This window comes from Sphingomonas sp. STIS6.2 (assembly GCF_000732685.2).
Lineage (GTDB): Bacteria > Pseudomonadota > Alphaproteobacteria > Sphingomonadales > Sphingomonadaceae > Sphingomonas > Sphingomonas aerolata.
In genome coordinates this window covers 30,220-43,770 of the sequence record NZ_JPDP02000004.1, presented here as the reverse complement: position 1 = coordinate 43,770, position 13,551 = coordinate 30,220, and the positions used below count along the sequence as shown (strand labels likewise).

Sequence of the window (13,551 nt, the reverse complement as noted above, 5' to 3'; positions counted from 1 at the left end):
GACCCAGGTGCGCGTATCCTCCCCCACCGAGCGTCGCCTCGCGGCGCTCGGTCCCCGCCTGCGCCGCCAGCTCGAACGCCTGTATGGCAGTACCGGGCTGGCGATCTGGCCGCGGCTCGAGGCGATCCTTCGCGAGCGGGCTGCCGAACGCCCCGCCGCGATGGCTGCCCTCGACGAGGCGCGGCTTGCCGACCCCGACTGGTTCGTCGCGCCCGACATGCTCGGCTATTCGACGTATGTCGACCGCTTCGCCGGGACGGTCGAGGGTCTGATCGGGCATGTCGACCATCTTGAATCGCTCGGTGTCCGCTATCTCCACCTGCTCGCGCTGTTGAAGGCGCGCGAGGGCGACAGCGATGGCGGCTTCGCGGTCGCCGACTATCTGTCGGTCGAACCCCGGCTGGGGACGATGGCCGATGTCGAGCGGCTCGCCGCACGACTGCGCGAGGGGCGGATCAGCCTGTGCGTCGATCTCGCGCTCAACCATACCGCCGACGATCATGCCTGGGCGCAGGCGGCACGCGACGGCGATCCTCACTACCGCGCCTTCTACCACGTCCTCCGCGACGACGAGGCGCAGGCCTATGAGGCCGATCTGCTGCAGGTCTTCCCGACCACCGCACCGGGCAATTTCACGCATGTCCCGGCGATGGGCGGACAGGTCTGGACGACCTTCTACCCGTTCCAGTGGGACCTGAACTGGGCGAACCCGGAGGTGATGCTCGCGATCGTCGACACGATGCTCCGGCTCGCCAATCACGGGTTCGAGGCGTTCCGGCTCGATTCGATCGCGTTCCTCTGGAAGCAGCTCGGTACCGACTGCCGCAACCGGCCGCAGGCGCATTACATCGTCCGCGCACTGCGCGCCGCGCTCGACATCGTCGCCCCCGCGACCTTGCTCAAGGCCGAGGCGATCGTCCCGACCGCGCTGGTCCCGCCCTATTTCGGCGCGGACGAGGGATCGGACTGGGATGGCGGGTTCGAGCCCGAATGCCATCTCGTCTACAACAATTCGCTGATGGTCGCCGGCTGGGTCGGGCTCGCCGAGCAGTCGGCCGCGCTGCCTCACGCGATCGTCGCGGCGAGCGGCGGCCTGCCACGCGGCGCGAACTGGCTCAGCTATGCGCGCTGCCACGACGATATCGGCTGGGGCGCGGTGATCGGCGACCTTGCCGGGATCGATCCGGACCCCGTCGCGCGGCTGACCATCGCGGCGAAGTTTCTCGACGGCGCAGACGGCAGCTGGGCGCGGGGCGAACCGTTCCAGTCCGATGGCTCCGTGCTGCATGGCTCGAACGGGACGATGGCGTCGCTTGCCGGGCTCGAGGCCGCGCGGACCGATGAGGAGCGCGAGCATGCGTTTCGCCGGATCGCGCTGCTCAACGCGCTGTCGATCGCCAGCGGCGGGCTCGCCACGCTCTATATGGGCGACGAGGCCGGCCTGCTCAACGACCACAGCTATCTCTACGATCCCGATCGCGCGCATGAGGGACGCTGGCTGCACCGCCCGGTGATGGACTGGGACGCGCTCGACCGCGACGCCGCCCGGCGCATCTCCGGCGACATCAGGGCGCTCCGCGCCGCGCGCATCGCCAGCGGCGGGGCCGGCGCGCCGGCAACGATCGCCACGTCGACGCCCGCGCTGCTCGGCATCGCCTGTGGCGGCGACCGCGTCTTCCTCAACTTCTCGCCCCACGCGGTCCGGGTCGGCGATCTCGCCGGCTGGAACGACCGGGTGGCGGATACCCCCATCGGAGACGACGCCATGATCGGCCCCTGGAGCGTGCTTTGGGCAGGACCCTCGGCATGACCGCCGCCCCGCCTCTGTTCGGCTGCATCGAGGCGGGGGGCACCAAGTTCGTGCTCGGCGTCGCACGCGATCCCGATACCGTCCTGCGCACCGCACGCATCCCCACCACGACGCCCGACAAGACGCTCGCCGCCGCGCTCGAATTCTTCACCGCGGCGCAAGCCGAATGGGGCGCGGTCGACGCGCTCGGCATCGCCTCGTTCGGCCCCGTCGATCTCGACCGCTCCTCACCGGGCTGGGGCCGGATCGTCGACACGCCCAAGCCCGGCTGGAGCGGCACCGACCTGGTCGGTCCGTTCGCCCGCGCGCTCGACTGCCCGGTCGGGTTCGACACCGACGTCAACGGCGCGATCCTCGCCGAGAGCCTGTGGGGCGCCGCCACCGGCGCCGACATCGCGGTGTACGTCACCGTAGGTACCGGCATCGGCGGCGGTGCGCTGGTCGAGGAACGCCCGGTGCATGGCAGTCGCCACCCCGAAATGGGCCATATCCTCCCCCGCCGGCATCCCGACGACCGCGACTTCGCCGGCACCTGCCCGTTCCACGGCGACTGCCTCGAAGGACTGGCGAGCGGACCTGCGATCGCCGCGCGCTGGGGCGCGTCGCTGTCGGAGCTCGGCCCCGATCATCCCGCGCATGACATCGTCGCCTATTACCTCGCCCAGCTGGTCGTCGCGCAGCAGGCACTGCTGTCGCCGCGGCGGATCGTCCTTGGCGGCGGCGTGCTGGGTACGCCCGGGCTGCTCGACCGGGTTCGCGATCACGCCGCGCGGATGGCGAACGGCTATTTCGGCACCCCCGATTATGCCACCCTCATCGTCGCGCCGGGACTTGGCGACCGCGCCGGTCTGCTCGGCGCGCTGGCACTCGCACAAAGGGCGCGTCGATGACCAAACCCCGTCTGTCGTTGATCCGCCTCATCGAGATGAATCTCGGCTTTCTCGGGCTGCAATTCTCGTTCGGCCTGCAACAGGCCAATATGGCGCCGATCTACGGCTATCTCGGCGCGGACGAGGCGAGCCTGCCGCTGCTCTGGCTCGCGGGGCCGGTGACCGGGCTGCTGATTCAGCCGCTCATCGGCGCGATGAGCGACCGCACCTCGACCCGGATCGGGCGGCGGACCCCCTATTTCCTCGTCGGCGCGGTGCTGTGCAGCCTGTGCCTGCTCGCCATGCCGTACAGCCCGACTTTGTGGGTCGCGGCCAGCCTGTTGTGGGTGCTCGACGCCGCCAACAACGTGACGATGGAGCCGTACCGCGCCTATGTCGGCGATCGGCTGCCCGATGATCAGCGGGCCGCCGGGTTCCTGACCCAGTCGGCGTTCACCGGCCTCGCGCAGACCTTGTCCTATCTCGCGCCGTCGCTGCTCGTCTGGATCGGCTTCAACAAGGATGCGGTCGACGGCAACGGCATCCCCGACATCACGCGGATCGCCTTCCTGATTGGCGCGGTGCTGTCGCTCGCGACGATCCTCTGGTCGGTCCTGCGCGTACCCGAACTGCCCCTTCCCGAGGAGGAAAAGGCGCGGCTGGCGAAGGAACCGCTGACGCTCGGCGGCACGCTGCGCGACCTCAAGACCGCGCTGGTCGAGATGCCCCGGCCGATGCGCCAGCTCGCGCTCGCCATGCTGTGCCAATGGTATGCGATGTTCGCCTATTGGCAGTTCATCACCTTCGCGGTCGCACGCTCGCTGCACGGCACGGCCGATGCGAAGAGCGTCGCGTTCCGCGACACTGTGCTGACGGTCGGTCAGCTCGGCGCCTTCTACAATGCGGTCGCATTCGTCGCGGCGATCGCGCTGGTGCCGGTCGCCCGTCGCTTCGGTGCGAAGACGGCGCATGCCGGCTGCCTGCTCGCATCGGGCGTCGCGATGCTGGCGATCCCCGGCATCCGCGACGAGGCGGGGCTATTCGTCGCGATGCTCGGCATCGGCATCGGCTGGGCGAGCATGATGGGCAATCCGTACGTCATGCTGATCGACATGATCCCGCCCGAACGCAACGGCGTCTATATGGGCATCTTCAACATGTTCATCGTCATCCCGATGATCATCGAGAGCCTGACCGTCCCGCTTTTCTACCAGTCGCTGCTCGGCGGCGACCCGCGCAACATCCTGTATGTGTCGGGTGCGCTGATGGTGCTTGGCGCGGCCGCGACGCTGCGGGTGCGGATGCCCGCGACGGCGACGCGATCGGCGTCGTAACGGCGGGACCGGACGTCAGCCGACCGCGGTCGCGTGGATCGGCATCAGCGCCGCGCCGATCGTTGCGGCCGCACCCTGCAGCGTCGATACCGAGATGCGCGGCGGGACGCTGCAATGGTCGCCGATATGCATCGCGCCGAAATCGATGTGGCGGACCAGCGCGTCGAGGATCGGCGTCGGCAACGGGCTCGAGATCACGAACTCCCCCGGATCGATCCAGGCGATCCCCCAGTTGATGATCGGCCCGATCTGCCCCGCGGCGCGGCGCACCCACGCATCGACGACCGGCTCATAGCCCTGGATAACTTGGTCGAAATCCACCAGCGAGTCGATCGCGCAGCCCGCCTCGCGCAACGTCGACAACAGGTCGAGCGTCGAGGGGCGCGGCGCGCTGGTCGGGTAGAGGCAGCCGATCTCCCCCGCGCTCGCCATCGCCCCGCGCAGGATGCGCCCCTCGACGATGATCCCCGCGCCGATCCCGTGCCCGAGCAGGATGACGACCGCGGTCGAACAGCGCCGCATCAGTCCCCCGACATAATATTCGGCGAGCGCCGCCGCGTTCGCGTCGTTCTCGATCCACACCGGATGACCGATATGCTCCTCGAACAAGGCCTTCAGGTCGATCCCGCGCCACGCCGCCAGACTGTCGACCGTCGAGCGCCGCGTCCCCTCGATCGACAAGGCCGCCCCCGGTACGCCGATCCCGACGCCGAGCAGCCGCCGTCCGAGCAGCCGGTTCGCGATCGCCATCTCGTGCATCGCGGTGGTCACCCGCTGCGCGAACACGCGCGGATCGGGATCGTCGAACGGCGCGGACCGGTGCGCGATCACGCCGCCCGCATAATCGACCAGCGCCACCTCGAGCAGTCCGCGGTGGAGCATCGCCCCGACCCCGTATCCCGCCTCGGGCGAGATCTGCAGCGGGACCGCCGGGCGGCCGGGCGCGACCGGGGCCGCCCCCGGGCATTCCTCGATCAGCCCGTGCGCGAGCAGCGTCGCCGACAGCCGCGTGATCTTGGTCGCGCTCATTCCCAGGTCGGCGGCGAGGTCCTTGCGCGACCGGGCCCCCCAGGACCGCAGGATCTGCATCACGCGCCGCTCGTCGTCATCCAGCCTCAACCGCGCCATCGCCATCCGCCCACGTCCCTTCGCGGCACCGAATAGCCGATTAGTTTATTTCGTGAAATTAATTAATTTTGTCATATTCCCCGACCAACGGCTGACATATCAATCGGGTGGGAGAAACAATCATGACAAAACACGGCTTGCGTTCGGGATGTGCGCTGATCGCGCTGGGGATTGCGGCACAGACGCCGGCCTGGGCGCAGACGGCATCTTCAGCTCCTACGACCGCGACCGCTGCCGACCAGGCCAGCGACCCCGCGCAGGCTGAACCCGTCCAAGCTGAACCCGTCGCCGGCACCGACATCATCGTCACCGGCTCGGCACGCGAGCAGCGTCGCTTCGACGTCTCCTATGCGGTCAATTCGCTCAGCAACGCCGACATCCAGAAGCTCGCCCCGCTCAACTTCGCCGATCTGCTCGGCAAGCTGCCCGGCTTCGCGGTCGAGAATACCGGTGGCGAGGTCCAGAACATCATCCGGCTGCGCGGCCTGCCCAGCGACGGCGGCCTCGTCACCTTCCAGCAGGACGGGCTGCCGCTGTTTCACGAGAATGACGGCAACTTCTTCCGCGGCGACAGCCTCAACCGCTTCGACCTGATGACGCAGCGCGTCGAGGTCGTCCGCGGCGGCCCCGCCCCCGTCTATGCGAGCTATGCCGCCGCGATCGTCAACAACATCACCGTCTCGGGCACCGACACGGTGCGCGGCAAGGCGCAGCTCACGCTCGGTGACACCGGCCTCTACCGGATCGACGGCTATCAGGCCGGGCCGATCGACGACTCGACCTATTATGCGATCGGCGGTTTCCTCCGCCGCCACGACGGCTATCGCGACAACGGCTTCCCCAACGACCGCGGCGGCCAAGTCCGCGCCAACATCAAGCATGACTTCTCGAACGGGTCGCTGCGCGTGTCGGGCAATTACCTGAACGACCACAACGTCTTCTACCTGCCGATTCCAACCGCCGACCCGCGCGATCCGTCCAAGTCGCTCAACCAGTATATCGACTTCTTCAGCGGCACGATGAATTCGCCCGCTTTGCGCAACGCCACGATCCGCTACCGCGAGGCCGACGGCACGACGCGCAACGTCGGCGCCGATCTCGGCAATGGCCGCCACACGCAGTTCGGCAATGTCGGCGTTCAGTACGACGCCGATTATGACGGCTGGAAGGTCGCCGCCAAGGGCGGGGTCAGCATCGGCAAGCTCCACTTCAACGCGCTCTATTCGACCAGCAATCCGTCCGACGCCACCGCCTTTGCGGGCAGCTATCTGACCGCCGCACGCACCGCCTTCGGCGCGGGCGTCACCCGCCTCGGCTATGCGATCGCCGGCACCGACGGCGCCGAGGTCTATGACCCCAATGCGGCTTCCGGCCTGGTCGTCCCTGCCCAGTTCCGCGACGTCACGTCGAAATTCTACTCGACCCAGGGCGATCTCAGCGTCACCCGCTCGATCGCAACCGGCTTCGGCACGCACGACCTGCGCGTCGGCGTCTATGGCAGCCTGTACGGCGAAACCAACGAGGTCGCCTATCAGGACTATCTGCTCGAGGTCCGCGGCAAGCCGCGCACGCTCGACCTGATCGCCTATAACGCCGCCGGCCAGGCGCTCGGTTCGGTGACCGACAATGGCGTGCTGCGCTACACGACCACGCTCAACCGCGGCAACACCGACGCGTCGATGTATGCCTTCTACGCCAACGACACCTGGGAACTGACGCCGGGGCTGAAGATCGACGGCGGCATCCGTCACGAACGCTACAGCTTCGACGGCTATGCCTTTGCGACGACCTCGGCCAATCTCGGCGACCCGACGACGCTCGCCGACAATGCCGTGCGCGCCTTTACCGGCCAGATCATCCGCTCCTCGCTCGCGCCCGACATCACCAACTGGACCGCGGGCATCAACTACGACGTCACCCGCCATCTCGGCGCCTATGCGCGTGCCTCGCATCTCGAAACCCCGCCCTCGACCCAGGTCACCTATCAGATCAACCCGACGATCCTGACGCCCAAGGCCAACCAGTATGAGGTCGGGCTGAAGGCGGCGTTCGGCCGATCCTATCTCTACGTCATCGGCTTCTACACGCGCTACGACCCGCTCAACGCCTCGTTCGTCGCGCTCGACCCGGTCACCGGCCGCAACGACCAGTCGGTCCCGTTCGTCGGCAAGGCGGACATCAAGGGGATCGAGATCGACGGCAATCTCGCACTGCCCTACGGCTTTGCGATCACCGGCGCGCTCACGGTCAGCGATCCGAAGTACAAGAGCCTCGTCAACGCGAACGGCGCCAGCGCGGGCGATGTCGAGGGCAACCAGCTCGTCCGCGAACCCAAGGTCTATGGCAATATCCGCCCCTCGGTCGATTTCGACATCGCGGGCAATGCGGTCCAGCTCTATGGTCGCTACGAATATGTCGGGAAACGCTATGTCGATTTCTTCAACAACACCGCGCTGCCCGCCTATGGGACGGTCGGCGCGGGCATCACGCTGACGCGCGACACGTGGCAGATGCAGGTCGTCGGCGACAACATCTTCAACGCCAAGGGCCTGACCGAGGGCAATACGCGCACCGACCAGCTCAGCGGCCAGGGCACCGCCGACGCGATCTACGGCCGCCCGATCTTCGGCCGCAACGTCCGCCTCGTGGTCAGCAAGTCCTGGTGACCGGCCTGCGGATGATCCTCGCGGTGGCGCTGGCGGGCAGCGCATCGGTACCGCTCGGCGCGCAGGGACCGGCGCCGGCGGCAACCGGGCAGGTCGGGGCGGTCGGGCAATCCCCCGACGCCCCGATCGACGGACTCTCGCAGCGCCTGTTTCCCCGGCTCGTCGCGTTGCGCACGACGCCGGGCTGGGCACAGGCACTCGACCGCGACCCGGCGATGCGCACGCTGCAGGGTGCGCGCACGGCGCGGCGCGCGGCGTGCGGCACCACCGCCGCCTGCACGATCGAGGCGGCGATCTGGACGGCCGAGGACCGCGCCGCGCTCGTCGCGATCCTCGACCGGCTCGCGGGCAAGCGCGGGCTGCCGCCGCTCGCGGCGAACGCGGACCTCGCACCGGTCGCGGCGATCGATGCCGAGCTCGACGGGCTGAACGCGGTGCTGCGCGTCTATGGGCTCGGCCATCCGTCACGCTATCCCGCGATCGACGGCCCCGTCTTTACCCCCGCGGTCCCGTATTTCGCCGACGGCGTCGCGGTCGGGATCGAGTTCGCCCGCGCCGCCTCGGGCGCCGCACCCGACACGCTCGACGGCAGCGTCGCGCTGGCGCTCGCGCTGCTCGATGGCAACGACGCGACCGCGGCAACGCTGTTCGAACCGCTCGACGACCGCGAGAATGCCGGCGCGCGCGCCGCGGCCGCCCGCACCGACTGGGCCGCCTTCCGCTATACCGCGCTGATCGTGCCCGGCGTCGGGCCGGAGGACAGCGCCACACGGCTCAGCCCACGCAGCAAGCTCCACGCGCTGCTCGCCGCGCAACGCTTTCGCCAGGGGCTCGCCCCGTTCATCCTCGTCTCGGGCAGCGCGGTCCACCCGCGCGGCACGCGCTTCGTCGAAGCCGTCGAGATCCGCCGCGCGCTGATCGAGCGCTACGCAATTCCCGCCGATCGCATCATCCTCGAACCCTATGCGCGGCACACGACGACCAATCTGCGCAACGCCACGCGGCGGATGGTCGCGCTCGGCATCCCGCTCGACCGGCCGACGCTGATCGTCACCGACGCGCAGCAGAGCGCCTATATCGAAAGCCCGACCTTCATCACGCGCAACACCGCCGAGCTCGGCTACATGCCCGGCACGATCGGCCGGCGGCTATCCGTCTACGACCTCGAATTCCGCCCGTCGCGCCAGTCGCTCCGCCAGGATCCCCGCGATCCGCTCGACCCATGACCAATGTCCTTCAGCGGTCAGACCCCGCAAACACAAACGCCCCAACCCCACCACCAACCCCCACCCCGGCGAAGGCCGGGGCCCAGTTGGGGAACGACACTGATCGGGGACAACGCACGTGCCTCCCCGCCATCCCGACCCCGTTCAGGCCGTCACGGTCGAGACGCATCCTCACCCATCCGCTCGTCCTGACCATGCTGCTAGTTCCGGCCGCCGCATCCGCCCAGGACACCCCCGCCGATCTCGTCGACCCCTTCGTCGGAACACTCGCCGATTTCGGCCAGCTCACCCCCGCCGCGGTCGCGCCGTTCGGCATGGTCCAGCTCGGCCCCGACACCAGCCCCGCCAACCATGCCGGCTATGATCACGCGGCCACCACGTTGCTCGGCTTCTCGCACACGCGCGGCGTCGGCGTCGGCTGCGGCGGTGCAGGCGGCGACCTGATGATCGCGCTACGCTATGCCGGCGGCGATGCTGCTCCCGCACAGGTCGACAAGACCAGCGAACGCGCCCGCGCCGGTACCTACAGCGTCCGCTACGACGCCGGCATCCTTGCCGAGACGACCGCGACGCGCGGCGGCGGCGTGCTGCGCTTCACCGTACCGCGTGCAGGCACACTCGACCTGCGGATCGACCCGCGGCGCAGCTATGCCAAACGGCTCTCGGCGAATTGGGCACGCCTCGACAGCGACGATTTGCGTGCCGATCTCGTCGCGGGCACCGTCTGCGACCAGGGCGCCTATCGGCTCCACACCGCCAGCCGGATCCGGATCAACGGTCGCCTCGTGCATCGCCGGCTGAGTGTGGGCACCGGCGATCTGGCGACGCTCCGCCTCGTCGCCCGGGCGGGGGACCGGATCGAGATTCGCACCGGCCTGTCGAGCGTCGACGGCGGCGGCGCGGCGCTGACCCGCGACACCGAACTCGGCGACCGGCCGTTCGCGACCATCGCCGCGGCAACCCGGTCCGACTGGAACCGCGTGCTCGGACGGGTCGTGCCGACCGGGCCGCGCGAACGCCGCGCGCTGTTCTACACCTCGCTCTACCGCGTCATGCAGACCCCGGTCGCGATCGACGATCCGGACGGCCGTCACCGCGACAAGACCGGCCGCATCGCGGCCTCCCCCAAGGGCACGACACGCTATGCCAGCTGGTCGCTCTGGGACAATTACCGCACGCAGATGCCACTGCTGGCGCTGCTCCAGCCCGACCGCAGCGCCGACATCGCCGCCTCGCTGGTCGCGCTCTATGCCGGCGGCAAGCCGCAATGGTCGACCCGCAACGAACCCTTCCTGACGGTGCGCACCGAACATGCCGGGATCGCGCTGCTCGATATGCATCGCAAGGGGATCGCGTTCGACACGGACGCGGCGCTCGCCGGGATGGTCGCGGACAGCGCCACGCTCAAGCGCGGCACCCCCGACGAACAGATTGAGGCCGCCTATGACGACTGGGCGACCGCCGAACTCGCACGCGATCTCGGCCGCACCGATCTCGCGGCGCGCTTCACCGCCAAGGCGCTGTCCTACCGCCCAATGTGGCGCTCGGTGTTCCAGTCGCCCGGCGCGGACGGCGACGTCGTCAAGGCGCGCGGGCTCTATCAGGGCACGCTGTGGCAATATCGCTGGGCGCCGGTCTTCGATCTCGGCTGGATCACCCAGACGGTCGGGCGCGCGCGGCTGCTGGGCGAACTCCAGACCTTCTTCGGGCAGGGCCTGTTCAACATGACGAACGAGCCCGACATCCACGTCCCCTGGATGTTCGCCGCGCTGGGCGAGCCCCGGCCGACCGCGGATCTCGTCCGGACGATCCTGACCTGGCCGATCGCGCATCCCTATACCAACAGCGGCAAGCTGGCGGTGCCGTTCGTTGGGCCCAGCTTCGCGCTGGCGCCGCAGGGATTCGCCGACGGGATGGACGATGACGCGGGCGGCATGACCGCCTGGTACGTCTTCGCATCGCTCGGGCTCTATCCGCTCGTGCCGGGAGAGCCCTGGTACGTCCCGACGACGCCCGCGTTCGAACGGGTCCGTCTCGATCTCGGCAAGGGGCGCGTGCTGCTGATCCGCCGCGACGGCCCAGCGGATGGCGTGGTGCAACGGGTGACCCTGGACGGACGCGCGCTGTCCACGACGCGGATCGACCATGCCGATCTGATGCGCGGCGGTACGCTGGTCGTCACCACACAGACGCCGCCCACGCAAAATGTCCCGCAACTGCAAGACAGCCGCGCTAGGGTCGCGGTCGATGGCATGCTCCACCCCCGATAACGCTGCCGCCGCGCCGCCTGCCACGGCGCGGATGCTCGGCTATGCGAGCGGGAATTTCGGCAAGAACGTGCTCGCGTCGACGATGGACGTCTTCCTGATGTTCACGCTGACCGAATATTGGGGGATATCGCCGCTCGCCGCCGGGCTGATCGTGATGCTCGGGCTGGTCTGGGATGGGCTGTGCAACCCGCTGCTCGGCCGCCTGCTCGACCGCGCCACCGACCGCGCGGGGCTCTACCGCCGCCTGCTCGTCATCGCCGCCCCCGTCGTCACCATCCCCTTCACCATCCTCTTCCTCCTCCCGACGCCCCAGCCATCCCTCATAATTCCCTGGGCGATCAGTCTCGTACTGGTTTTCCGCACCGCCTATGCGACCTGCGATGTCGCGCATAATGCGCTGATGATGCGGATGACCGGACCGCGTGGTGCCGCGACGATGCTGTCGGCCTTGCGGTACATGTTCAGCTGCCTCGGCGCGCTGGCGGTCGCCGGGTCCGCCTCCGCCTTTGTCGACCCCGCGCTCGCAGGGGGGCATCGCCTCATCGCCACGACGGCCTGCGCCGCCCTCGCCTATGTCGCGACGCTGTGGCTGGCCGCCGCATCGGGGCCCGCCGCCACCGAGCCGCCGCCGCGAACACCGGCCAGGCCGCAAACCGCGCTCCGCGTCTGGATCCTCGGCAATCGTCCGTTCTGTGCGTTGCTGGTGTTCGGTTTCGCGCAGGCGCTGACGCTGCCGGTCTTTGCGCGATCCTTCGCCTATATCGGCAAGGGGGTGATCCACGACCCCGACTGGACCGCACGCGCGCTCACGACGCTTGCGCTGTCACAACTCGTCATGCTGCCGGTCTGGGTCGGGGCGAGCCGGCGTGCCAGCCAGCGCGGCATGCTGGCGGTCGCGCTGATCCTCGTCGCGGTCGGATCGGCGGTGTTCGCGATGGGACCGCGCGGCATGATGGCGGGGATCGCGCTGTTCGGCGCGGGCAATGCCGGCGTGCAGATGATGATCTGGGCGCTGCTCGCCGACGCGATCGATCACGGCGAGCGCCGGACCGGGGTCCGGCTCGAGGCGGTGCCGGTCGCGTTGCTGCTCCTGACGCTGAAGCTGGGTGGCGGGATCGGCGGTGCGCTGTTCGGTCAGGGCCTCACCCTGGCCGGCTGGACCGGCACCGCCCCGCTCGGCGAGACCGGCGGCGGACAACTGCTGGCCATGGCGTGGGCGATGCCGGTGGCGGGGGCGGTCATCGGCATCGCGGTGGTTGTCTTGCAGTCCCACACCGGTGCGGGACGTTCCGCCGTCCCCGCAACACGCAGCCTGCCCAACAGCGTGAGCAGATCGAGCGTCAGATAGCGGGCGGCCGCATTGTCATACATCGCCCGGCACGTCGCGATATCGAACCATGCCGCGCATTTCGCGGTCGCTATCTCCGGCGCATCCCCGCGCTCTCCGACGCCTTTCCGGGGGCCGCTCCTTACAGTTGCTGAAACAAAGTGTTGGACGGCGGATACTGTGAAGAATAATAGACAGTGTACAGCCTGGTATGCGGACCCGGCGCTTGGTCGAGAGGAGCAGGATTATGAAATCAGCATCCACGATTCGGTTTGGACATGTCGCACTTTGCGTCGCGCTCTCGGCGACGGCGCTCTCAGCCTGCTCGAAAAAGGCGGCTGAGGAGCCCACCGCGGGCGAAACCGCTGCCGCCGCGCCGGAGGCCGCGACCACAAACGCTGCGGCTCCGGCTGAGACTGCCGCGCCGGCGGCGACCGCATCCGCCGCCGCTCCGGCTCCTGATAATGTCGATACGCTCAGCGGCGTCAAATTCGCCGGCTATACGGGCGATGCCGCCAAGGGGAAGACCGCCTTCATCACCTGCCAGACCTGTCACGCGGTCGAGGCCGGCGTGAACAAGATCGGCCCGTCGCTGCACGAAGTGGTCGGCCGCGCCGCGGGAACGGTCGCCGGCTACACCTATTCCGCCGCCAACAAGAATAGCGGGATCACCTGGACCCCCGAAAAGCTGTTCCAGTATCTCGAAAAGCCGCAGCGCGTCGTCCCGGGTACCAAGATGGCGTTCCCGGGCATCCCCGATCCGCAGAAACGCGCCGACGTGATCGCCTATCTGCAAGCCGGCGGCTGAGCCGAACGGCCGCCCCTGCCCCACCGGTCCCGCTCCTGCCTGTTGCCGGACCGGGCGGGATCGGTCGCAGCTTCGCTTGACCGCATGACCATGGCCCGGTCGCCGCAGAGCAG

9 protein-coding genes are annotated in these 13,551 nt (G+C 68.9%); 8 read left to right on the top strand and 1 reads right to left on the bottom strand.

The window, feature by feature from the left end:
* The first annotated feature begins 7 nt into the window (after nt 1-7).
* Genes sphst_RS00585 through sphst_RS00575 form a run of 3 tightly spaced genes read left to right on the top strand, consistent with a single transcriptional unit; the run spans nt 8 to nt 4,013 of the window.
* Nucleotides 8-1,810: an alpha-amylase family glycosyl hydrolase gene (locus sphst_RS00585; protein ID WP_107045006.1), complete on the top strand. Its 1,803-nt coding sequence runs from the start codon at nt 8-10 to the stop codon at nt 1,808-1,810.
* Nucleotides 1,807-2,700 (top strand): ROK family protein, encoded by an 894-nt coding sequence (locus tag sphst_RS00580; protein WP_107045005.1) that lies wholly within the window; start codon nt 1,807-1,809, stop codon nt 2,698-2,700. The genes sphst_RS00585 and sphst_RS00580 overlap by 4 nt, the downstream gene beginning before the upstream one ends.
* Nucleotides 2,697-4,013 carry an MFS transporter gene (locus sphst_RS00575; protein WP_031394032.1) on the top strand — a complete coding sequence of 439 codons (1,317 nt, stop codon included), beginning with the start codon at nt 2,697-2,699 and terminating at the stop codon, nt 4,011-4,013. Before sphst_RS00580 ends, sphst_RS00575 begins: the two co-directional genes overlap by 4 nt.
* Nucleotides 4,014-4,028: 15 nt before the next feature.
* Here sphst_RS00575 and sphst_RS00570 read toward each other — a convergent pair whose 3' ends face one another.
* Nucleotides 4,029-5,141, bottom strand: coding sequence for an ROK family transcriptional regulator (locus tag sphst_RS00570; protein WP_031394033.1), 1,113 nt, complete (start codon nt 5,139-5,141; stop codon nt 4,029-4,031).
* A 122-nt stretch (nt 5,142-5,263) separates the two neighbouring features.
* Here sphst_RS00570 and sphst_RS00565 point away from each other — a divergent pair, with 122 nt between their 5' ends.
* The 5 genes from sphst_RS00565 to sphst_RS00545 all read left to right on the top strand — a co-directional run bounded on the left by sphst_RS00565 (nt 5,264) and on the right by sphst_RS00545 (nt 13,438).
* Entirely contained in the window at nt 5,264-7,807 is a 2,544-nt protein-coding gene (locus tag sphst_RS00565) for a TonB-dependent receptor (protein ID WP_031394034.1), read from the top strand.
* Entirely contained in the window at nt 7,804-9,033 is a 1,230-nt protein-coding gene (locus sphst_RS00560) for a YdcF family protein (RefSeq protein WP_107045004.1), read from the top strand. Before sphst_RS00565 ends, sphst_RS00560 begins: the two co-directional genes overlap by 4 nt.
* Before the next feature lie 194 nt (nt 9,034-9,227).
* The gene (locus sphst_RS00555; protein WP_081877498.1) at nt 9,228-11,303 is read left to right on the top strand and encodes a glycoside hydrolase domain-containing protein; all 2,076 of its coding nucleotides are present in this window, start codon (nt 9,228-9,230) and stop codon (nt 11,301-11,303) included.
* Nucleotides 11,281-12,651 (top strand): MFS transporter, encoded by a 1,371-nt coding sequence (locus tag sphst_RS00550; RefSeq protein ID WP_159043440.1) that lies wholly within the window; start codon nt 11,281-11,283, stop codon nt 12,649-12,651. The genes sphst_RS00555 and sphst_RS00550 overlap by 23 nt, the downstream gene beginning before the upstream one ends.
* 226 nt (nt 12,652-12,877) lie before the next feature.
* Entirely contained in the window at nt 12,878-13,438 is a 561-nt protein-coding gene (locus sphst_RS00545) for a c-type cytochrome (protein ID WP_031395638.1), read from the top strand.
* Nucleotides 13,439-13,551 lie beyond the last annotated feature (113 nt).